Below are 21,596 nucleotides of genomic sequence, written 5' to 3' on the forward strand. Positions count from 1 at the left end.
GGTCGGGCTCCACCCTCCCGGCGGGCGGTTTCGGCGGCCGCCTCGCCGTGTAAATTCGCCGTGACGCGAGAGGACGTTCTGCATGGTGATCCCGCTGTCCGAGGCGCTCCTCGACCCGCTGCTCGCGGCCGCCGGACCGGTCGTGGTCGCCGGCGGGGAGGCCGCCGCGCGGGTGCCGATCCGCTGGGCGCACGCCAGCGAGCAGCTCGACGTCGCGCCGCTGCTCCTGGGCGGCGAGCTGCTGCTGATGGAGGGCGTGAACCTCTCCTCGGACCAGGATCCCGAGGAGTGCCGTCGCTATGTGGAGTCCCTGGTCACGGCGGGGATCGGCGCCCTGGCCGTCGAGCTGTCCGAGCGGCTGCCGAGCGTCCCGGCCCCGCTCGTCGCCGCGGCCGACGATCTCGGGCTCGCCGTGCTCGCGCTGCCCCGGCGGGTGCCGTTCGTGCAGGTCTGCGAGAGCATCAACACCCGGCTCACCGAGCAGAAGTTCCGGAGCCTGCGGGTGGCGGACAGAGTGTCCGGACTTCTCGGCGAGGCGGCGGCCGCGGACGCCGGGATCGACGAGCTGCTAAAGGTCGTCGCGAGCGCCACGGGCGCCAGTGCCGCGCTCGTCTCGCCGGCGGGCGAGGAGATCGTGCGCGCCCATCCCGGCCGCGGCGTCGACACCGCGCGCACCGCGGGCGCCTCATCCGGGGTGCTGCGGGCCGGCGACTCCCTCCTGGGCACGCTCTACCTCCGCGCCCACGACGAGGCCGACCTGCACGGCGTGGCCGTCGCGCTCGACCGCGCGCCGGACGTGCTGGCGATCGCCCTGCTCCGGCGGCGGCCGCCGACCGCGCGCGAGCGGCTCACCGCCCAGCTCTTCGCGGTCGCGACGGCGCCGTCCGCGCGCCCCGACCCGAGCGCGGAGCTGCAGATCGACGCGCTCCTCGGCCGGCTCGGCGTCGGCGGGCGGGAGTGCTTCCTGGGCGTCTGGGCGGACGTCGGCGACGACGAGCGCACCCTCCGTGCGGTCCGCGCCGCGCTCGACCGTGCGGTGCGGGGGTCAGCGGACTCCGCGAGCGTGATCTGCGTCGCGGGCGGCGAGCTGCTCGCGCTGCTGGCCCTCCCGGACGCCGTAGCGCGGGAGCGGGCGAGGGCGCTGCTGCTCGGCGAGTGGCCGCCCGCGGCCGGGGCGTCCGCGCTGGTCTGCGTGGGCAGCGGCGCCGACGCGGTGGCGCGGGTGCCGCGCGAGCTCGCGGAGGTGCGCGGCGTGCGGGAGTGGACCCGCGCCGAGAGCGGCGTCGTCGACGCTCGGCTGCACCGGCTCGAGCGCTTCGCCAGCACGCTCCGCGACGACGCCGAGGCGGATGCTCTGGTGGAGGAGGTGCTCGGCCCGCTGCGCCGCGGCCGCCCGGAGCTGCTCGCGACCCTCGAGTCGTTCGCGTCGCACTGGGGGAGCAAGACCGCCACCGCCGCAGCCCTCGGCATCGGCCGGCAGACCCTCTACGACCGCCTCGCCCGCATCGAGTCCCTGATCGGCCCCCTCGACGCCTCCCCGGCCCGCACCCGCGTGCTGCTGACGGCCGTCTCCCTGCACCGCGCCCGCGCGGCCCTGCCCCCGGCCGCCCCGCGCTCGACCCGCCCGTTCCCGCCCCCGCCGGACCGCTGACGCGCCGCGGACGCCCGTCGCGGCGCCTTCTGAGACGCTGGACTGGAGGAGAGGGGGGAAGATGCGCACCAGCTCCGTGGATCCCCGTGATGTGGACGCCGAAGTGACCACGCCGGTGTACCGCGTCTACTTCGCCGAGACGGAGACGATGGTCGACGAGATCCGGATCACCGGCGCGCGGGACGTCCTCGAGGTCGTCGACTGGGCGGAGAGCGACGCCCGCGGAGTCCCGTTCACGGTCTACTGCGAGCACCCCAGCCCCTTCAACCCGGGCAGGGTGACTCTGCAGCTCCTCCTGTCGCGCTGAGCGAGGTCCTGTCGACCGAGGTCTCAGCGCGGCGGCAGCGCGGCGCCAGCGACGGCCGAGCTGCCGAGGTCGCTCTGAGGGAGGGGCTCGCGGGAGGCGAGGGCGTCGATCCAGGCCTCCGTGTCGGCGACGGCCGCGAAGTTCGAGTTCAGCAGGGCGAGCAGCGTGGTGTGCACGGTCTCGGCGTCCACGGAGCCCGCCGCGTTCGAGATCGCGATGGCGCCGGTCGCGTCGGAGAGCACCTCCGCCGTCAGTCCGTGCGTCTCGGCCTCGGCGGCCGAGGCGAGGATGCAGTTGTTGGTCATGTAGCCGACCAGGGTGATCGTGTTGACGTCGCGCTCGCGCAGCCAGGCGAGCAGGTCGGTGCCGGCGAAGACGGTGCCGAACCGCTTGGTGATCGACTTCCACTCATCACTGCGGCGGCCTTCGATCTCCGGGTGCAGCTCGAAGCCGGGGGTGCCCGGTGCGAAGACGGGGGCTCCCTCGCCGCTGCTGTGCTGGACGGCGGCGATCGGCAGACCGGCGGCCGTGGCGGCGTCGAGCGCGGCGGTGATGGCGGTCAGCGAGGTCGCGTGCGGCGGGTAGCGGATCTCGAGCGGCCCGGCGAAGTACTCCAGCTGGACGTCGACGAGGATCAGGGCGCGGCGGGGTGCGGTCATGGTGTCTCTCCTGGATCGGGGTGGTGCTGACCAGCCTGCCGTCTTCCGGGAGTCGAGGGACTCGCGGATCGACGGCGCGGCCGTCACGTCGTCGCGAGGGCGATCCCGAGCAGGAGGAGCGAACCACCTGAGGCGAGCACGCGCGCCGTGTTGGCGCGGACCCAGGCGCGCTCGAAGCCGCGCCGGGCGTCGGAGAGCGGACCGCCGGCGGCGCGGTCCAGTCGCAGGTTGAGCGGGATGCTGCGCCCGAAGGTGACGACGTACTGGAGGAGGGCGAGGGCGAGGGCCCCCGCGACCGCGCTGGTCGTCGCGGCACCGGCGCTGCCGACGAGCGCGGCGACCAGCGCGGCGGCGGAGGAGAGACCGCTGCCGACGAACGACACGGCGAACAGCGGGTTCTGCACGGCGGTGTTGATCGCGGTCATCGCGCTGACGAAAGCGTCGTCGTCGGTCCGGCTCAGGCCCGGCATCACCGCGCAGGCGAAGGCGTAGAAGAAGCCCGCCGCCAGGCCGTTGGTGACGAGCGCGGCGAGCAGGAGCGGCACGAGGAGAGCATCGGGCACGGCTGCCTCTCGGAGGGATTGGGCGGGTGAGCGGTGCGCGGCGGACGGCGGAATCGGCCCGCGCGACCGAGATCCCGGGTGATCGGGACGCCGCACCCAGCGGCCGCCCGGTCGGCGGCACCGCCTCCATGCTCGCCGAGCGTACCGCCGAGCGGGTGTCCGGCGATCCACCAGCGTCGGAACGGCGCGGGTGCATCGTCGACGCAGCGCTGCGGCGGCGGGACGGACGGGCGGCCGGGGAGTGCGGGCACTCGGGTGCCGACCGGCCTTCCGGTGCGGTCGTCCAGGTGATCGTTCCGTGGCCGTCGACGGGGGGCGAAGAGGAGGCTTGCCGGCAGGTGTCCCGGCGAAGGTGGGTCTCGATACGCCCTTCGGGCTACTCGACCAGCATGCAAGGACTGCCGGACGCGGCTGCTCGGCCAGCGTGCAAGGGCCGCCGGAGGCTGCTGCTCGAGGGGCAGGCGACATCATGCTGATCGAGTAGCCCGCGGAGTGGGCGTATCGAGATCCACCGGCGTCAGAGCAGGAGTCTGCAGACCGACCGAGCTGGTGACGTCGGGTCTCGATACGCCCCTCCGGGGCTACTCGACCAGCATGCAGTGCCCCGCGGGCTACTCAGCCTGCATGCAGTGCCCCGCGGGCTGCTCGACCGGCATCGCCGGCGCCGCCGTCACTCCGTCTCGGTGCGGGTCTCCGTCTCGTCGGAGGAGGTGATCTCGGTGTCGGTCTCGTCGGCGCGGTCGCGGAGCGCGTCGGCCATGGCGCCCGCGCCCTCGTCGCCGTGGTCGTGGTCGACCTGCTCGATCAGGCCGCCCAGCTTGTCGTCGTTGCTCGCGTCCTCGGCGCCGTCCATGACGGGGCCGTTCTGGGTGTCGCTCATGGCTGCCTCTCCGCGCGGACGGAGGTCGACCGCGCGCCTCCGACGCTACGGACCGCGCCACCGGAGCGCCCGCCCTTGACGTCGCGACCGCCCCGTGGGAAACGCGAACGGCCCGGCCCCTCCGAGGAGGGAGCCGGGCCGGTCAGGCGGAGCGGGTCAGTTCTTGATCACCAGGGTGATCGAGGCGCTGGAGCCCACGTTGCCCGCGGCGTCGGTGGCCCGGGCGACCACGGCGTAGGTCGCGTTCGGCCAGTTCTTGCTGTTCGCGGTGAGCGACCAGCTGCCGTCGGCCTGCTTGACGCCGTCGCCGAGCTTGGTCGAGCCGGACCAGAAGGCGAGGCTCGTGACCGCGACGTTGTCGCTCGCATTGGCGACGAGGGTCACGGTGCCGGTCACGGTCGTCTGGCTGGCGGGCGAGACGATCTTCGCCTGCGGCTTCACCGTGTCGGCGCCGGAGGTCGGCGTCGGGGTCGGCGTGGCGGTCGCGGTGGGCGTGGCGGTCGGCTTCGGCGTGGCGGTCGCGGTGGGCGTCGCGGTCGGGGTCGGCGTCGCGGTCGGAGTGGCCGTCGGCTTCGGCGTCGCGGTCGCCGTGGGCGTCGCGGTCGGCGTCGGCGTGGCGGTCGGAGTGGCGGTGGCCGTCGGCGTCGCGGTCGGCGTCGGGGTGACGACCGTGCCCACGGGGATCGTGCTCACGCCGTAGCCGTAGTAGCGGCCGGAGACGGGACGCGTCGGGTCGCCGGCGAAGGTGCGGCCGCGGTCGACGGTGGCCGACTTGGCCTGGGCGATCACCTGGGCGATGACCTGCGCGGGGCTCTTGCCCACGCAGGATCCGCCGGCCGCGAGGCAGTCGAGGACGACGCCGGACGCGGCGGCCGTCGACATGCTGGTGCCGGTCTGGATGTACGCGTAGGTGTTGCCCTTCTTCGTCGTGTAGGGGCAGGTGCCGGGCGCGGCGATGGTGTGACCGGCGTCCACGGGCGAGGCGAAGTTGCTGTTCAGCGTGTAGTTGTCGTCCTTGGTGGTCACGTTCGTGCACGGGACGGCGGCGAGCGAGCCCGGCTTGCCGTCGTAGTTCGCGAAGTTGGTGACGGCGAGGACCTCGTCGTAGGCGGCGGGGATGTACTTCGACAGGTCGGCGGCGGAGTTGCCGGCGGCCGAGACCACGGTCACGCCCTTCGCGACGAGGTCGCAGACCGCCTGGTGGATGGTGTCGCCGTCGGTGCGGCCGCAGTTGCCGTCGTCGGCGCCGTTCGTGGCGAGCGACATGTTGACGACCTTGATGTTGTAGGTCGCGGCGTTCTGCGACACCCAGTCGAGCGCGCACATCAGGGTCGAGATGTTGCCCTTGTTGTTCGCGTCGAGCGCGCGGACCGAGTAGATCGGCGCGCCGGGGGCGATGCCGACGGTGCCGGAGCCGTTGTCGAGCGCGGTCATGTAGCCGGAGACGCCGGTGCCGTGGCCGTTGGCGTCCTCGGCGGTGCCGGAGCCGAAGCAGTTGACCTGCTTGGCCAGGTTGTAGTCGGGGTGCGCGCTCACGCCGGAGTCGATGACCGCGACGGCGGGCCCGGTCCAGTTGGTGACGCCGTCGCCGGCGCTGACCGGGGCCTTGTCAGCCTCCGCGGTCAGGACGTGCGAGGGCATGGTCTGCGCCTGGCCCTCGACCACCTGGTCGGCGGGCGAGAGGCCGAGGACGCGGCTGTCCGCGGCGAGGATCGCGTGCTGACGCGCGGTCAGGGTCGCGGTGAAGCCGGAGACGCCTCCGCCGTAGGACGCGTCGAGCGAGAGGCCGAGGGCGCTCGCGAGCGTCGTCGAGACGGCCTTCGAGTCGACGGTGACGACGTAGCGGCCGGCACCGGTCTGCGTGGCATCGGCGGCCTGCGCCGGGAGCGCGGAGGCGCCGACGAGACCGGCGGTGACGACGGCAGCGGCGGCGGTGGCCGCGAGGAAGCGGCGCAGGCGGCCGGCGGGGCGGCGCGACGGGATGGAGCGAGGGATCACGAAGGTCCTGTGTTTCTGTGCGGCGGGCGGGGCGGGGGAACCGGAGGGCTCGCCGGGCAGCGGTGACCGACGACCGTCGGACGCTGGGAACGGCCGACGGAGGAGTGCAAGGGGGATCAGGAGCCAAAGCTAGCGGTCCCAGGTTCGGGATGCACTACTCTTCGTGATTTCTCAGTGCGCTGTTTCTGCGGGCGGGGCTGTGGAGGAGGGTGGATCTCGATACGCCCGCTGCGCGGGCTACTCGATCAGCATGCGTCGCCCGCTCTGCCGAAGTGCGGCTTGCTGACGGAGCATGTTGGTCGAGTAGCCCCGGAGGGGCGTATCGAGACCCGCCCCGCCCCGCTCAGCGGGGGCGCGGGGCCCGCAGCACGCGGCGGTAGACGTCGATGGTCGCGCGGGCGATCGCGTCCCACTCCAGCGCGGAGAGGTCGGCCGAGGCGTCGTCCGCCACCGTGCGCTCGTCGAGCCAGGCCAGCGCGCCGTCGAGGGCCGCGGAGTCGAAGGCGCCGTCGTAGAGCCGCACCCAGTCGGGGCCGACCAGCGCGGCCAGCTCGTGCATCGCACCGAGGTCGGGCACCAGCACCGGGCGGTCGGCCGAGACGGCGAGGATCGCCGAGCCGGAGTTCTGGATCGCCGAGTAGGGCAGCACGACCAGGTCGCTCGCGCGCAGCCAGAGCGCCATCCGCTCGTCGCTGAGGAAGGACAGCTCGAGCCGGATGCGCGCATCGCCCGCCGCCGCCTCCTCGATCACGCCGCGCAGCGGTCCGCGGGCCGGGTTGCCGGCGACCGCGAGCAGCGTGCCGTCGTCCTCGCGGTCGCGGAAGCGCTCGATCAGCGTCGGCACGTTCTTGTACGGCCGGATCTGGCCGACCGACACGACGAGCCGCGCGTCCGGGTCCAGACCGAGCTCCGCGCGCGCCTCGGCGCGACTCGCGGAGAAGTCGTAGTCCTGCCGGTAGTGCCCGTGCGGGGTGACGAAGGCGGGCACCGCCGCGAGCTCGGGGTAGGAGCGCCGCATCGCGGTCACGCCCTCCTCCGAGAGGCAGACGATCGCGTCGAGGTTCTCGGTCAGCAGCCGCCGGTACCAGTTGCGCAGGAACGGGGTGCCGCGCTCCTCATGCGAGGTGACGTTGTGCGCAGTCCAGATCAGCCGGGTGCCGCGCAGCCGCGCGACGCGCAGGAAGGCGAAGAAGAAGACCAGCCGAGCGACGATCCGGTAGCGGCGGACGCCGCTGAGGAAGGTCAGGTCCGGCCAGTGCAGGTGCACCACGTCGACCTTCGCGACGAGCAGGCGCAGCCAGGAGAGGTCGCGCACGAGCACGCCCTCCGCGGTCATCGCCGTGTAGAGCCGCGCGTTGTAGGGGTTCGCGTAGCGGGTGCGGAAGGCCGGCTCGGCCTCGACCCGCAGCCGGCGGCTCCGGGCGTCCTCGCCGGAGAGCAGTCCGCGCAGGCGCGTGCGCAGGCGGCCGCGCAGGGTGCGGGTCCCGCCGGCGATCATCGGGCGACCTCCGCCGCGCCGGTGCCGGGCACCCGGCCGAACAGCGTGCGCTCGGCCTCCGGGTAGCCCACACGCCAGTCGGCCCGGCGCTGCCAGACCTCGGTCCAGGCGCGGCGCTTGCGGCGGGTCGCGGTCTCGAGCACGGTGCGCACGAGCGCGCCGGCCTGGAGCAGCGCGATGCCGATCCGCGCGGGCAGCGGCTTCCACGAGAGACGGATCATCGTGGCCTTGCCGGCCATCACCATGCACATCTTGCGGCCGGAGTTCCCGGCGGTCGCCGCGTCGCGGGTGGAGGCGCCGACGTCGTGCACGATCACGGCGGTCGGCACGATCACCGGGCGCAGACCCGCGCGGCGGGCGCGGATCGAGAACTCGGCGTCCTCGCCGTAGAGGAAGAAGCGCTCGTCGAGCCGGCCGACCCGCTCGTACTCCTCGCGCGGCATCAGCAGCAGGCAGCCGGTGATGATCGGCACCTCGCGGACGCTGTCGCGCTGCCAGCCGCCGAGCGACTCCGGGTCGAGCAGCGGGTTGCCGCGGAAGGCGGTGGAGAGCATGGTCGCGTAGGTCAGCAGCGACCACAGGCTCGGGGCGCCCCAGCAGGACGAGGGGTCGACGGAGCCGTCCGGGCGCAGGGTGCGCCCGCCGTAGACGCCGTAGCGCGGGTTCGCTACGGCGAACTCCATCAGCGCGCGGAAGGAGCCCTCGAGCACCAGGGTGTCGGGGTTCAGCAGCAGCACGAAGCGCTCGGTCGCCACTGCGACGCCGCGGTTCACGCCGCGGGCGAAGCCGAGGTTGTCGCCCGCCTCGATCACGGTCGCCTCGGGGTGCGCGGCGCGGATCGCCTCGGCGCTGCCGTCCTCGGAGCCGTTGTCGACCACGATCACGTGCGGCGGGGTCGGCGCGTCCCCGAGCGGGATCGACGCTAGGCAGGCCAGCGTCTTCTCCCGGGTGTTGTAGCTGACGACGACGATCGCCAGGCTGGTGTCCACCGACTCAGGCACGATCGGCCTCCGGTCGCTGGCCGATGACCTTGGCGGGCACGCCGCCCGCGATGCAGTTCGCGGGCAGGTCCTTGGTGACCACGGCCCCCGCGCCGACGATCGCGCCGTCGCCGATGGTGACGCCGGCGACGACGACCACGTTCGCGCCGAGCCAGACGTCCCGGCCGATCACAATGTCCTTCTCGATCTTCGGCTGGTCCATCACGGGCGTGCCCTGGACGATGCCGTAGTTCGAGGCGGTGATCGTGACGTTCGGCGCCAGCAGGCACTTCGCGCCGAGGGTGATCCGGCCGGTGCTGTTGCCGGCCCAGAGCAGCGAGTTCTCGCCGATGTGGGTGCCGGCGCCGAGGGTGATCCGCTCGGCGTTCCGGAACGACACGTTCGGCGCGAACGAGACGTCGGCGCCGCGGGTGAGGCGCGGCACCTGGTCGGCGTGGCTGTACGCGTGGAAGTGCAGCAGGCGCACGGCCTGCAGGTAGGTGCGCACCTTCGTGAGGGTGCGCAGCGGTCCGCCGCCCTGGCTCATCGGCCGGCTCCGTTCGATTCGAGGTCGTCCGGCGATCCGGCGGGGGTCTGCTCGGCGAGCGGGTCGATGACCGGCGCGCCGATCTCGGTCAGCGAGGCCGCGATGGAGCCGATGAAGAGGTCCGCGTCGAGGTCCGAGCGCACCGAGATCGCGATGTCGAGCCGCTTGGTGAAGGAGCTCGCGAAGACCGCGGCCTCGTCGTCCGGCTCGGTCACCGGCCAGAGGGTCATCGAGGCCAGCTCGGCCCCGCCGAACCAGCGCGGGCGCAGGAAGACGGGGAGGTAGGACGCGTAGCCCTGCCAGTCCTTCCGGCCGCGGGTGATGCCGCTCTCGCCGGTCTCGACGGCGAGCTGCACCTGCTCGCGCACGCTCGCCACCGTCTCCGCGAGACCGAGCGACACCGGGACGGCGACCCGCACCATCGACACGTGGTTGCGCTTGACCTCGTTCTTGTCCCGGCGCGGCGACACGGGCACGAGCGTCGCGATCTCCGCGCGCTCGGGGTGCAGCGCGGCGAAGGCGTGCAGGGCCAGCGCGACGGTCAGGTCGGCGACCGAGCCGCCGGCCGCGCGGGCCGCCGCCTTCGCGGTCTTGAGGTCCGCGGTGAGGATCGCGGCGTCGCGCGGCTTGATGCTGCGCTCGAGCAGTCCCGAGCGGCGGATCCACCAGTCGCGGGCGGCGCGGATGTTGCGGCCGCCGACCCGGGTGATCCGCTTCTTCAGCGGCTTGCGCTTCCACTCGGTCCACTCGTCCGCGAGCGACGCGTGGGTCGACGCGATCTGCCGGCGGGCGGCGAGCGTGAGCGCGATCGGGCCGCGGGGCGGCCGCGGGTCGTCCGGGAAGCGCATCGGCGCGCGGCTGAACGGCGCGAACTCGATCGGCTCGCCCGAGGTGAACGCCTGGATCAGCACCAGCCCGAACATCCCGTCGCCGAGCGCGTGGTGGATGCGCACCGCGAAGCCCAGCTGCCCGGTCGAGAGCTCGATGACGAGGATGTCCCAGAGCGGGCCCTTCGGGTCCATCGGCCCGTTGAAGGCGCCGGTGAGCAGCTCGACGTGTCGCGGGTCCCACTCGACGACGCCCGGGTGGAAGCGCACGTGGTCGCGGACGTCGATCTCGTCGACCGACACCCAGGACGGCGTGAACAGCCCGAGCGGGGCGCGGGCGAGCCGCTGCCGCACCGAGGGGGAGGAGCGGATGAACGCCTCCCAGGCGGAGTAGACGAGGTCGCGGTCGAGCGAGCCGTCCGCGCGGCGGAACGGGGCGCCGTCGACGATCATCGAGCCGGTCGGCCGGGCGACCTCGTAGACGACGGCGTTCGAGACGAACTTCTCGTCGAGGGTGCGCAGAGGCTCGGCGTGCGGTCGCCCGGTGCGGCGAGGGGGTCGGGTCATGGCGGTGCTCCCTGGTCGGAGGCGGCGGAGGGGAGCGGTCAGCTCGGGGTGCCGGCGGGCCGCTGGTCGGCGGCCGGCAGGCGGATCGGCGTCGGCGGGTACTCGTCGACGAAGGTCGAGCCGGAGAGGCGGAGGTGGCGCGAGCGCAGGTAGCCGCGCAGGATCCCCTCGACCATCGCGAGCTCGTCCTTCGCACCGCGGCCGCGCCGCTTGGCCGAGCGCACCAGGCGCCGGCCGCTGCGGACGGCGAGGGTCGCGGTCAGCCGCGCGCCGACCTTGGGCGACAGCCGCCACCACTTGCCGACGAGCGCGCCGAGCCCGAGTCCGTAGCCGCGCATCAGGCGGCGGTAGGCGACGGGGTTGCGGGTGTTGACGTGCAGCACGACGCTGTCGGGCACGAAGACGGCGGTGCCGCCCGCGGCGAGGGCGCGGCAGAAGATGTCGAGGTCCTCGGCGCCGGCGAGGTAGCGGCCGGCCCCCAGGGTGTCGTCGAAGCCGCCCAGTGTCTGCAGCACGTCGCGGCGGAAGGCCATCACGGCGCCGTGACCCGCGTCGAGGCCGCGGACGGCGGAGCGGTAGACGATGCGGTCGGTCGGCGGCACGTCGGTGTCGACCAGGGTGTGATCGAGCATCCGCCCGGTCGCCACGGTGACCCGCTCCTCCTCGAAGGCGCGCAGCAGCGCCTCGATCCAGCCGGGCGTCGGCGAGCAGTCGTCGTCCGTGTAGACCACGATCGGCCGGTCGCTCGAGTCGAGCCCGAGGTTCCGCGCGATCGAGAGGCCCTTGGTGTCGGTGCGGACGTAGCGCACGCCCGCGGCGAGGGCGACCTCGCCAGTGCGGGAGTCGGTCGACGCGGAGTCGACGACGATCACCTCGACCTCGGGGTCGGTGCCGGCGGCGATCGCCGCGAGCGCCTCCCGGAGCATGTCGGGCCGCTCGCGGGTGCACAGGATGATCGAGACGTCACCCGGGGTGAGGACGGAGGGGTTCACGGCGTGTCTGTCCTCGGCTGGTCGGAGCGGTCGTCGGAGTCGGCGGCTGAGCCCGTGCCGGCTGAGCCCGTGCCCGCTGAGCCCGTTCCCGCCAGGTCCTCGCGGACGAGCACGATCGCGGCGCGGTAGGCGGCGACGAGGTCGATGCTCGCGCGCTCCCAGGTCAGGTTCGCCCGGTTGTCGAGTGCGGCCCGGCGCATCCGAGCGAGCAGGGCGCGGTCGGAGGAGACCAGGTCGATCTGCGCGGTCAGCGTCTCGACGTCGCGCGGCTCGTGCACGAGCCCCTGCACGCCGTCCTCGAGGTTGGCGCCGGCGGCGGAGGAGACCAGCGGCACGCAGCCGGCGGCCTGCGCCTCCGAGGTCACCAGGGCGCTGCCCTCCTCGATGGTCGGCAGGATCAGCACGTCGGCGCTCGCGAAGACCCCGGCGACGTCGCCCGTGAAGCCGCGCAGCTCGACGCTCGGCTGCTCGAGCAGTCCGGCGAGGCGCTCCTGGTAGCCCGGGGTGAAGTCGCCGTAGACCAGGAAGCGCCCGGTGCTGCTCGCCTTCGACTGCTGCCAGGCCTGCAGCGCGTAGAGCAGGCCCTTGCGCGGCTCGATCCGGCCGACGAAGACCGCGGTGAAGACGTGGTCCGGCTCGTCGCGCGGGTCGGGATCGAAGCTGCGGGTCGTGTCGACCAGGGCGCCGTAGCGGTGGCGGAGGAGCTTGCGCGGCGAGAAGCCCTTCTCGAGGAAGGTCTGCTCCACCGAGGCGGACGGCACGAGGATCGCGGTCGCGGACGCCCACTCGCGCTCCTCGCGGCGCAGGCGCACCGCGTTGTAGGTGTGCGGCGAGCCGACCGGGGGCGTGATGCCCAGGCGCTCGTACTCCTCGGCGACGACCTCGAAGGCGTGCGCGGTGTGCGTGTTCGGGGCCTCGCGGACCGCGGGCACGCCCTGGCGGGCGGCCTCGTCGAAGGTGCGGGCCGAGCCCCACGGCCAGCCGTGCACGACGTCGTAGTCGCCCTCGGCGAGGATCCGCGCGGTGACGCGGTCGTGGTGCGCGATCGAGCGGCTGCGGCCGAAGAGGCGGTGCGGGAGGCGGACGCCGCCGACCGTGAGGGTCGTCACGGCGCGGGCGACCGGGCCGAGCGGCTCGGTGATCGAGGCGGCGACGACGGTGACGCGGTGCCCCGCGGCGACGAGCGAGCGGACCTGCTGCAGCGCGGTCCAGCCGATTCCCGGCGAGCCGATGCCGTGCGGGAACGAGTACAGGATCGACAGCGGAGCTCCGGCGGGCGCGCCGGAGGCGACGCTCGTCAGCGGACGGGCGTCGCGGTCGGTGCGGTCGTGCTCGGGGTCGTCTCGGTGGTCGGGTGGGCCTGCGGCAGTGGTGGAGCACTGGTGCTCATCATCCATGCGTCTCCTGTCGTGAGGGCGGCGCGCTCAGGAATGAACGATAGCCACCATCCTCGACCACCTGAGAGGAACGCAAGTCCACTCCCGGCTCGGCGAGTCGTCGGTCCCGCAGACTTAACACAGCCGCAATACTTCCGGCATCCGCATGCCGTGGGTTATGGTCACAATGAGTGTGTCGGGGCACCGCACTCGCGGGGTCCCGGTTCTGTGCTCGTTCCGGCCCCATCGAGGCATGCCCGAAGGCCGGTGCGAAAGCAGCACCGCACCGCTCCGAAACCGCCCTTCGCACCAGGCTCCGTCGACACCTCGACAGCCGCAAAACCCGTTCCGCCATCACCGCCGTGATGGACGGAGGCGTTGCTCCAACGATTGCAGCAGCAATGCGACCTCCGAGCACGCGGCGCGTCGCCCCGAGGTCCCACACCTCGCCGTCTGGAAGTCGAGACCGAGATGTCCGTCCCCCTTTACCTTCGAGTGCTCTGGAGCTACAAATGGCTCCTCGCGGTCGGCCTCGTGGTCGCCGTCCTGGCCGCCATGGTCGCCGGCTACACCGTGAAGGACGGTGAGATCGTCTCGCGCGCCGAGTCGGCCTACCGCTCCGACACCACGATCCTTCTCGGCGGTGGCTCGCGGAACCCCCTCCAGGCCGTCGAGCCCGGTCAGGCCCTCACCGAGGGCACGTCCGAGGCCCAGCAGAACGACCTGACGAACACCGCGGTCATCTACGCGTACCTCGTCAGCGGCTCCGAGATCCGCACCCAGGTCGAGGCCGCCATCGGCGGATTCTCGCCGACCGAGGCCCTCAGCGCCGTGCGCCGCACGACCCAGCCGGCCGGCACCGAGCAGAACCCGGGCCGCTTCAGCCTCCCGATCCTCTCGATCGTCGGCGAGTCGACCGATCCGGCCCGCGCGGTCCTGATCTCGCAGACCGCGACCCAGATCTTCCAGACCTACATCACCTCGCAGCAGGAGGCCCAGGGCGTCGCCCCCGAGCTCCGCGTCACCCTCCAGGTCACCGACCAGGGTGCGGCCGTCGAGCAGGAGGGGTCGAACCCGATCATCCCGATCGCGATCACCGGTCTCGGCGTCTTCCTCGCGTTCATCGCGCTCGCCTTCATCCTCTACAACATCCGCATCTCGCGGGAGCGGGTCACCGCCAACCGCGGCAACCAGCGCCGCGGCGAGTCCTTCCGGCGCGGCCCGGCCCTGACCGGCACCGCGTCCGAGAACGGCCAGCGCCCCGCCGCCCTCGGCACCGCCCCCGAGAACACCGCCGGGCCGGGTGAGCTGGCCTCCTCCGGGAAGCGCAGCGCCACCTGAGGCGGTCGCAGCAGATGAGCACGCCGACGCTGAAGGGGACCCCGCTCGGGGTCCCCGGGAACGACGACCCCTACGCGGGTGAGATCCTCGTCCGCCGGACCTTCACGGTCCGCGCTGTCCTGTCGACCGTCCTGCTGGCGGCCGTGGCCGTCGCAGCGGTCTACTACCTCAATCCGCTGTACGCGGGGGCGATCCTCTTCGGGATCTCGTTCCTGTACCTGACGCGCAAGCTGGTCTTCAACTGGACCGGCGCGTTCATCGTCCTGCTCGGCGTGATCATGTTCATCCCGGTGCGCTACTACGCGCTGCCGATCCCGCTCGGCTTCGCTCTGGAGCCGTACCGGCTCGTCATCGTGCTGATGGTCGTCGCGGCGATCGTCGCGCTGATGATCGACCCGACCTTCGTCTGGCGTCCGGCCGCGTTCGGCTGGCCGCTGGGCATCTGGGTGGCCTCGAGCCTGCTCTCGATCGCCGCGAACGTGCAGTTCATCTCCGAGGGCGCCCTCGGCTCCGGTGTCGCCGGCGCGATCGTCAACGACCTGCTGATGCTCTCGGTCTACTTCGTCGCCCGGCTCGTGATGCGCAACGAGAAGCTCGTCGAGGCCTTCCTGACCTTCCTGGTCTGGTCGGCCGTCGTCGTCGCCTTCTTCGCGGTGATCGAGCGTGCGACGCAGCAGAACGTCTTCACGATGCTCGACAAGTTCCTGCCGCTCGAGCGCCTCGGCGCCGAGCAGGAGGCCTACCGGGCCGGCGGCTACCGCTCGTTCGGCTCGTCGCAGCACCCGATCGCGCTGGCCGTCATGTTCACCATGATGATCCCGATCGCGATCTACCTCTCGAAGTACGCCCGCTGGCCCTTCAACGAGATCAACCGCCGGATCATCTACTACGGCACGATCCTCGCCCTGCTGCTCGGCGTCGTCACCGCGGTCTCGCGCACGGCGATCGTCACGCTCGGCGTGATGTTCCTGCTGACCGTCATCCTGCGCCCGAAGATCGGCGGCTACCTGCTCCTGGGCATGGTCCCGGTGCTCGGCCTCGGCTTCGTGCTGATCCCGAAGATCCTCACGGACATGATCGGGTCGTTCCTCGACCCGGACGCGCTCATCGCCTCGCAGTACACCTCCGCGGGCATGGCGGGCGCGGGCCGCCTGGCCGACCTCGAGCCGGCCATGGCGATCGTGCGCGAGCACCCCTTCTTCGGAACGGGAGTCGGCAGCCGCATCGTGGTGGGCGAGGACAAGAACGCGTTCATCCTCGACAACCAGTGGCTGGGCACTCTGCTCGACGGCGGCGCCGTGGGCGTCATCGGCCTGGCCGTGCTGTTCCTCGTCCCGATCGTGATGCTGCTGCGCTACTCGTTCAAGAGCACCACGACACCGCAGTACGCGAGCCTCGCGTTCGCGATCGCGGTCCTGCTGCTCGGCTACACGATCGCCGCGTACTTCTACGACGCCTTCGGTTTCTTCCAGTCCTTCATGCTCTTCTGGATCCTCCTTGCCGTCGGGGCCTGGGTGCTCACGGAGGCACCACGGAAGTCGACCCGCCGGCGCCTGTCGCCGGAGGAGGCGGGGCACGTCTCCGCCTTCACCCGCGGGGGCCCCCACATCCCGGTCGGGCAGCCCGCCCTCGGCTCGCACGTCGGCGCTCACGTCGTCCGCAAGCCGACGCAGATCGAGTCGTGAGCGCACGCGTCAGCGTCGTCATCCCCGCGCACGACGAGGGGGCGGTGATCGCCCGGCTCCTCGGCGCCCTGGTGGCCGGGGACCCGGAGGGCCGGCTCGAGATCGTCGTCGGCGCGAACGGCTGCACCGACGACACCGCCGCGGTGGCGCGGGCCGTCGATCCGCGGATCCTGGTGGCGGAGACGCCCCGGGCCTCGAAGATCGCCGGCCTCAACGCGGCCGACGAGCTCGCCACGGTCCTCCCGAGGATCTACGTGGACGCGGACGTCTCGGTCTCGGCCGAGACGCTCCTGGCGCTCGGCGACGAGCTGGCCCGCCCCGGCGGACCGCTCGCCGCGGCGCCGGAGTTCCGCGTCGACACCCGCGGGGCCTCCTGGCCGGTCCGGGCGCACTACTCGATCTGGGAGCTCTCCGACTACCGGGCCCCGGGCCTGGTCGGCTCCGGGATCTACGGCCTGTCGGCCGAGGGACGGAGCCGGTTCGGCGCCTTCCCCGAGATCATCGCGGACGACCGCTTCGTCCAGCAGCTCTTCACCCCCGAGGAGCGGCTGACGCTCCCCGGCCGGTCCTTCTCCGTGAAGGCGCCGCGCCGGATGCGCAACCAGATCAAGCGCACCGTCCGCATCGCGATCGGCAACGCCCAGCTGGCGGCCTCCGGGCTCGTGCCCGAGCAGACCGGCGCCGGCGGCGGCGGCCCGGTCGCGCTGCTGAAGCGCGTCCTGCGCCGGCCCGCCCTGTGGCCGGCCTTCCCGATCTACTGCTACGGCTATCTGCGACCCCGCCTCGAGGCGCGGTCGATCATCGCTCGAGGAGGCGTACCCGAATGGAACCGCGACGAGACGACGCGCGCGTGACGGGGTCGACCCCCGCGGGCGGCTCCTCCACCCGCCACGGCACCACGGCGAGCGACGCCCAGATCGAGGCGGCGATCGACGACACCGCGCACACCACCGAGACGCTGGCGACCGACGCGATCGCGCAGTCGCCGACCGTGGGGGACGGGCCGAACCTGCCGCCGACGCGTCCCGGGTCCGATCTCGGGCACAAAGCCAGTCGCGGTGTCATCCAGACCCTGGGTGGGCTGTGGGGCAAGACCGGCATCCAGCTCATCTCCACTGTGGTGCTCGCACGACTGCTGTCGCCCAGCGACTTCGGTCTGCTCGCGGCCGTCACGGCCATCGTCGGCGTGGCCGACCTGGTCCGCGACTTCGGCCTCACCGGCGCGATCATCCAGTCGAAGAAGCTGAGCGAGACCGTCTGGCGGTCGGTGCTCTGGCTGTCGGTCGCCCTCGGCGTCGTCGGCACGATCGTCATCGCCGCCTCGGCCTGGCTCATCGCCGGGATCTACCAGAACGACGCACTGATCGTCCTCACGATCGCCGTCGCCCCCACGCTCCTCGTCAACAGCCTCTGCATGCCGCTCCAGGCGCGCGTGCAGAAGGAAATGAAGTTCGGCCTGATGGCGCAGATCGACGTGGTCTCGATGCTCGTCGGCGTCGTCGGCTCGATCATCGCCGGCCTGCTCGGCTGGGGCGTCTGGTCGCTCGTCGTGCTGCAGGGTGGCGCGCTGATCTACCGACTGATCGCCCTCTGGGTCGCGGCACGGCCGAAGTTCGGCCGCCCGCGGATCTCGCGCGAGGTCGTCCCGCTCGTCACGACCGGCGGCAGCATCTTCGGCGTCCAGCTGCTCAACTACCTCGCCCGCAACGTCGACAACGTGCTCGTCGGCTCGCAGCTCGGCGCGAACGCGCTCGGTCAGTACTCGAAGGCGTACTCGCTCTTCCTGCTGCCGCTCCAGCAGCTCAACGGCCCGCTCGGCCGCGTCGCGCTGCCGGTGCTCTCCTCGCTCCAGGACGACGGCGAGCGCTACCGCCGCTACGTCCGCGGGGCGCTGCTCGTGATCGGCTACCTCACGCTGCCGACCTTCGGTGTCCTCGCCGCCCTCTCCGGACCTCTGGTGGAGCTCCTGCTGGGCTCGCAGTGGACGTCGTCCGCGGTCATCCTGTCGCTGCTGTCCATCGCGGGCATCGCTCAGGGCATCGGCAACGTGCAGGGCTGGATCTACATCTCGCTCGGCCGCGTGCACCGCCAGCTGATCTACTACGTCGTCACCCGCCCGCTCGTCATCGGCTCGTTCTTCGTGGGCCTGTGGTGGAACGGCGTCGAGGGCCTCGCGCTGCTCTACGGCCTCACCACCCTGGCGCTGCTGGTGCCCGGCTTCTGGCTGGCGATCCGCGGCACCTTCGTGCGCGGCTCCGACGTGATCGTGCCCGTCCTGCGCCCCGCGCTCGTCGTGCCGTTCATGTTCGGCGCGGCCTGGGCCGTCGGCGCGTACACCGACCTGCCCGCGATCGTCCACCTGCTCGTCGGCGGACTCGCCTCGCTGGTGCCGCTGGCGCTCGCGATGGCGATCCCGGCCTACCGCCGCGACATGAACCAGATCCTCGCGTTCGTGAAGCAGGTCCGGAAGCCCAAGCCCAAGGGCCCGGCGACCCCCGCCGCGCCTGCGTCGCAGACCACTCCGGCCGCCGAGGGAGGCACCGCATGATCCGCTCCACCCGCTCCCGCCGCGCCGGCGTCCTCGCCGTCGTGGCCGTCGCCGCCGCGCTGCTGGCCGGCTGCACCTCCGCCCCGGCTCCCGCCGAGACGACCGAGCCCGCCGCCTCGGGCGAGCTGCCCTTCGCGGCCGGCTCGATCGCCGCGATGGGCGACTCGATCTCGGTCGGCGTGGCCGCCTGCGGGCAGAACAAGCCCTGCCCCAGCGCGTCGTGGACCACCGGCGAGGACGAGACGGTCGACTCGGTCGCCCGCCGCGCCGGCGAGTCGGTCGGCGCCGTGCCCGAGATCGAGAACGTCGCCTCCAAGGGCGCGACCTCGGCCGAGCTCCCGCGCCAGGCCGAGAAGGCGGTCGCCGCCGCGCCCGACCTGGTCACGATCCTGATCGGCGCGAACGACGTCTGCCGCAAGAACAGCGCCGACATCACCACGCCGGACGCCTTCCGCAGCAACATCACGACCGCGCTCTCGACGCTCTCCACCGGCGCTCCGGAGGCGACGATCTTCGTCTCCTCCGTGCCGAACCTGCTCGACTTCTTCGAGACGGAGCGCGGCGACGCCGAGGCCGTCTCGCGCTGGGCCGGCAGCTCCAACTGCAACTCGCTGCTCTACCAGCCCACCTCGGACGACGCGGACGCGCAGGCCCGCCGCGACAACGTCTCGACGACGATCGACGCCTACAACGACGTCCTCGCCGACGTCTGCGGCGCCACCGCGAACTGCGTCTACGACCAGGGCGCCCTGCACGACTTCGACGTCACCTCGGACGACATCTCCGACGTCGATCACTTCCACCCGTCGCTGGCGGGTCAGGCGAAGCTCGCGGACATCGCCTGGACGGCGCTGCTCGCGAACGCCTCCTGAGGCGCTGAGAGCGCCGCCTGCGCCCGCTGAGGGGGCAGGACGAGGGCGGGGGAGCTGCGGCTCCTCCGCCCTTCTGCGTGCGCGGGCGGCTTCTCGCGCGCGCCGGCGGCGGCGAGCTCGTCCGGCTCGCGATTCCTCCTCCGGCTCGCTGGAACCCGTGGATCAGGCGTGCCGAGCCGGTTCCCGCGTGCCGGAGGTCTCGACGGAGCCGGTTCGGCTCGCGATCCGGTGCCCGGCTCGCTGGACCGGGTGCTTCTGACGTGCCGGGGGTCTTCCCGCGTGCCGGAGGTGCCGGGGGTGAGGTCCGGCACGTGATTCCGGCTCGGGCTCGCGGGGTCCTGCGATCCCGGCGCGTGCCGGGCCGGCTTCCGCGTGCCGGAGGTCCCGGCGGCACCGGTTCGGCGCGCGATCTCGCGTCCGGCTCGCGCGAGCCGGTGCTTCTGACGTGCCGGGGGTCGTCCCGCGTGCCGGAGGTGCCGGGGGTGAGGTCCGGCACGTGATTCCGGCTCGGGCTCTCGGGCTCGCGGGGTCCGGCGATTCCGGCGTGCCGGGCCGGCTTCCGCGTGCCGGAGGTCCCGGCGGCTCCGGTTCGGCTCGCGATCTCGCGTCCGGCTCGCGCGAGCCGGTGCTTCTGACGTGCCGGGGGTCGTTCCGCGTGCCGGAGGCCGCCGAGGCGACGCTCGGCTCGTGGAGACGACTCCGGCTCGCGGAATCCCGGGGATCCGGCGTGCCGGAGGTCTTTCCGCGTGCCGGAGGTCGCCGAGGCGGCGCTCGGCACGTGGAGACGGCTCCGGCTCGCGGAATCGTGGGGATTCGGCGAGCCGGAGGTGGTGCGGCGTGCCGGAGGTGCTCCGGCGCGCGGAGGGCGCAGCGGCCCCCGCGTCAGGCGGTCTCGAAGCGGGTGTCGCCGCGCTCGGGGCGCCAGGAGGGGACGCTCGCGGAGGTGCGGCGGCGCGAGCGCGCGCGGGACGGGCTGAAGCGGAACGGCGGCACGGTGGGGGCCAGCGCGGCGGTGCGGCTCGCGGCGCGCAGCAGCAGCTCCTCCGTCAGCTCCTCCGGCGCGGCCGCGATGGCCAGGCCGCGCTGGTCGAGCTCGCGGGCGATCTGGATCTGGTGGTCGTCGATGTGCTCGCCGCGGGCGACGAGACGCGGGACCAGGATCGGGACCTTGCCGTTCTCGATGGCCGTGATGGCGGCGCCGGTGCCCGCGTGGGCGATGACGACGTCCGCCTCCTTCACGGCCTCCTGCAGCTCGTGGTGCGGCACGCTCGCGCGGCCCTCGATGCCGTAGGGGGAGACGTCGGCGAGGCCGGTCTGCCAGAGCACCTCGGCGTCCTTCAGCAGCGGCACCGACGCGGCGATCAGCCGGTCGAAGGGGTAGAGGTCCTGGGTGCCCACGGAGATCACCGCGCGGCGGATCGCGGAGACCGGCTCGTCGGGACCGGTCGTGTACGCGTCGAAGATCGAGCCGCCGAAGAGCCAGCGCTCGTCCGCCCACACCGGGTACTGCGTGTAAGTGTTCACGCCCGGGAGGCGGGCCATGATCTTGCCGGTGATCGAGGGGCCGTCGGCGCGCGCGGCGCTCTCGATGTAGTGGCACTCGATGCCGCGCAGCGAGGCCTCGGGCATGAACGACACGGCGGGGCTCGAGCCGGTGCTGAAGACGGCGGAGTAGTCGCCCTTGGCCAGGATCCGGTGCGCGATCAGCGCGTTCTCGGCGATCGGGCGGGCGTCGCGCGGAGCGGCGAAGCGGCTGTAGGTCACGCGGCGGCCCTCGAGGAGGGAGCGGCTGAGGCCGTTGTCGAAGGTCACCCAGTGCTGGTCGGCGGGGTCGATCCCGAAGCGGGAGGACAGGGTGAAGAGCTGTTTGAGATGCCCTCCACCGGAGCAGACGAACAGGAACTGTGACATGGCGACCCTTCTTGCGTCCGGGGGAGCTCTCGGGCTCTCCTCCGGCGGAAGCTGACTGAGGCGGTAGTGCAGGGCTGGGTGTTGTGGGGGGTGGGTGGTGCTGGTGGTGCTGGGGCGGCGCGGAGCCGGGTGGGAGCCCCGCTCTGCACTGGAGCGGCCCGGTGGGAGGGAGATCCGGCGGCGTCGTGACCGCGCTCTCCCCGGAGTGCGTCAGGACGTGGGGGCGTCCCGGGCATCGGCGGGTCGACGCCCAGGGGGACGCGCGCGGGGTGGGGCGGGGAGCCTGCGCTGCATCGTGGTCCTGGTCGGTCGGGTGGTTCTCGGGCGGGTGAGGATCGTGACGTCGGGTGCGACGCGGTGCCGGCGCGGCGTGATCCGCTCCTGCGCCTGGGCG

18 protein-coding genes are annotated in these 21,596 nt (G+C 72.9%); 7 read left to right on the forward strand and 11 right to left on the reverse strand.

Annotated elements, in window-relative coordinates; translation table 11 throughout:
* Positions 1 to 82: 82 nt before the first annotated feature.
* On the forward strand, positions 83 to 1,651 hold the full coding sequence (locus EDF45_RS01555) for a PucR family transcriptional regulator (protein ID WP_123734713.1): 1,569 nt from the start codon (positions 83 to 85) through the stop codon (positions 1,649 to 1,651).
* Positions 1,652 to 1,712: 61 nt separating this feature from the next.
* Positions 1,713 to 1,958, forward strand: coding sequence for a hypothetical protein (locus tag EDF45_RS01560; protein WP_132435113.1), 246 nt, complete (start codon positions 1,713 to 1,715; stop codon positions 1,956 to 1,958).
* A 23-nt stretch (positions 1,959 to 1,981) separates the two neighbouring features.
* On the opposite strand, the gene EDF45_RS01565 is transcribed toward EDF45_RS01560, so the two are convergent.
* The 10 genes from EDF45_RS01565 to EDF45_RS01610 all read right to left on the reverse strand — a co-directional run bounded on the left by EDF45_RS01565 (position 1,982) and on the right by EDF45_RS01610 (position 12,866).
* Positions 1,982 to 2,617, reverse strand: coding sequence for an isochorismatase family protein (locus EDF45_RS01565; RefSeq protein ID WP_123734714.1), 636 nt, complete (start codon positions 2,615 to 2,617; stop codon positions 1,982 to 1,984).
* An 83-nt stretch (positions 2,618 to 2,700) separates the two neighbouring features.
* Complete coding sequence (locus EDF45_RS21530; RefSeq protein WP_221181071.1) at positions 2,701 to 3,180, reverse strand: anthrone oxygenase family protein; 480 nt, start codon at positions 3,178 to 3,180, stop codon at positions 2,701 to 2,703.
* A gap of 670 nt (positions 3,181 to 3,850) precedes the next feature.
* Positions 3,851 to 4,060 (reverse strand): hypothetical protein, encoded by a 210-nt coding sequence (locus EDF45_RS01575; protein WP_123734716.1) that lies wholly within the window; start codon positions 4,058 to 4,060, stop codon positions 3,851 to 3,853.
* Positions 4,061 to 4,216: 156 nt separating this feature from the next.
* Positions 4,217 to 6,058 carry an Ig-like domain-containing protein gene (locus EDF45_RS21130; protein WP_185020061.1) on the reverse strand — a complete coding sequence of 614 codons (1,842 nt, stop codon included), beginning with the start codon at positions 6,056 to 6,058 and terminating at the stop codon, positions 4,217 to 4,219.
* Between the two features lie 343 nt (positions 6,059 to 6,401).
* On the reverse strand, positions 6,402 to 7,556 hold the full coding sequence (locus EDF45_RS01585) for a glycosyltransferase family 4 protein (RefSeq protein WP_123734717.1): 1,155 nt from the start codon (positions 7,554 to 7,556) through the stop codon (positions 6,402 to 6,404).
* The gene (locus EDF45_RS01590) at positions 7,553 to 8,545 is read right to left on the reverse strand and encodes a glycosyltransferase family 2 protein (protein ID WP_185020062.1); all 993 of its coding nucleotides are present in this window, start codon (positions 8,543 to 8,545) and stop codon (positions 7,553 to 7,555) included. The genes EDF45_RS01585 and EDF45_RS01590 overlap by 4 nt, the downstream gene beginning before the upstream one ends.
* 4 nt (positions 8,546 to 8,549) lie before the next feature.
* Positions 8,550 to 9,083 carry a DapH/DapD/GlmU-related protein gene (locus EDF45_RS01595; protein WP_123705671.1) on the reverse strand — a complete coding sequence of 178 codons (534 nt, stop codon included), beginning with the start codon at positions 9,081 to 9,083 and terminating at the stop codon, positions 8,550 to 8,552.
* Positions 9,080 to 10,477 carry a wax ester/triacylglycerol synthase domain-containing protein gene (locus EDF45_RS01600; RefSeq protein WP_123734719.1) on the reverse strand — a complete coding sequence of 466 codons (1,398 nt, stop codon included), beginning with the start codon at positions 10,475 to 10,477 and terminating at the stop codon, positions 9,080 to 9,082. Before EDF45_RS01600 ends, EDF45_RS01595 begins: the two co-directional genes overlap by 4 nt.
* Positions 10,478 to 10,515: 38 nt before the next feature.
* Positions 10,516 to 11,469 carry a glycosyltransferase family 2 protein gene (locus EDF45_RS01605; RefSeq protein WP_123734720.1) on the reverse strand — a complete coding sequence of 318 codons (954 nt, stop codon included), beginning with the start codon at positions 11,467 to 11,469 and terminating at the stop codon, positions 10,516 to 10,518.
* Positions 11,466 to 12,866 carry a glycosyltransferase family 4 protein gene (locus EDF45_RS01610; RefSeq protein WP_123734721.1) on the reverse strand — a complete coding sequence of 467 codons (1,401 nt, stop codon included), beginning with the start codon at positions 12,864 to 12,866 and terminating at the stop codon, positions 11,466 to 11,468. Before EDF45_RS01610 ends, EDF45_RS01605 begins: the two co-directional genes overlap by 4 nt.
* Positions 12,867 to 13,316: 450 nt before the next feature.
* Between EDF45_RS01610 and EDF45_RS01615 the strand changes: the two genes are divergently transcribed.
* The 5 genes from EDF45_RS01615 to EDF45_RS01635 are packed head-to-tail and all read left to right on the forward strand — an operon-like array spanning position 13,317 to position 19,291.
* Positions 13,317 to 14,186 carry a hypothetical protein gene (locus EDF45_RS01615; protein ID WP_132435094.1) on the forward strand — a complete coding sequence of 290 codons (870 nt, stop codon included), beginning with the start codon at positions 13,317 to 13,319 and terminating at the stop codon, positions 14,184 to 14,186.
* 14 nt (positions 14,187 to 14,200) lie between these two features.
* Positions 14,201 to 15,871 carry an O-antigen ligase gene (locus EDF45_RS01620; protein ID WP_123734723.1) on the forward strand — a complete coding sequence of 557 codons (1,671 nt, stop codon included), beginning with the start codon at positions 14,201 to 14,203 and terminating at the stop codon, positions 15,869 to 15,871.
* A complete protein-coding gene (locus tag EDF45_RS21135; RefSeq protein WP_185020063.1) occupies positions 15,868 to 16,725 on the forward strand; it encodes a glycosyltransferase family 2 protein in 858 nt (285 codons plus the stop codon). The genes EDF45_RS01620 and EDF45_RS21135 overlap by 4 nt, the downstream gene beginning before the upstream one ends.
* Entirely contained in the window at positions 16,722 to 18,419 is a 1,698-nt protein-coding gene (locus EDF45_RS01630) for a lipopolysaccharide biosynthesis protein (protein WP_185020064.1), read from the forward strand. Before EDF45_RS21135 ends, EDF45_RS01630 begins: the two co-directional genes overlap by 4 nt.
* Complete coding sequence (locus EDF45_RS01635; RefSeq protein WP_123734726.1) at positions 18,416 to 19,291, forward strand: GDSL-type esterase/lipase family protein; 876 nt, start codon at positions 18,416 to 18,418, stop codon at positions 19,289 to 19,291. Before EDF45_RS01630 ends, EDF45_RS01635 begins: the two co-directional genes overlap by 4 nt.
* An 882-nt stretch (positions 19,292 to 20,173) precedes the next feature.
* Here the strand turns inward: EDF45_RS01635 and EDF45_RS01640 are convergent.
* A complete protein-coding gene (locus tag EDF45_RS01640; RefSeq protein ID WP_123734727.1) occupies positions 20,174 to 21,202 on the reverse strand; it encodes a glycosyltransferase in 1,029 nt (342 codons plus the stop codon).
* Positions 21,203 to 21,596 lie beyond the last annotated feature (394 nt).

The sequence above is a fragment of the Rathayibacter sp. PhB186 genome, from assembly GCF_003751825.1.
Taxonomy (GTDB): Bacteria; Actinomycetota; Actinomycetes; order Actinomycetales; family Microbacteriaceae; genus Rathayibacter; species Rathayibacter festucae.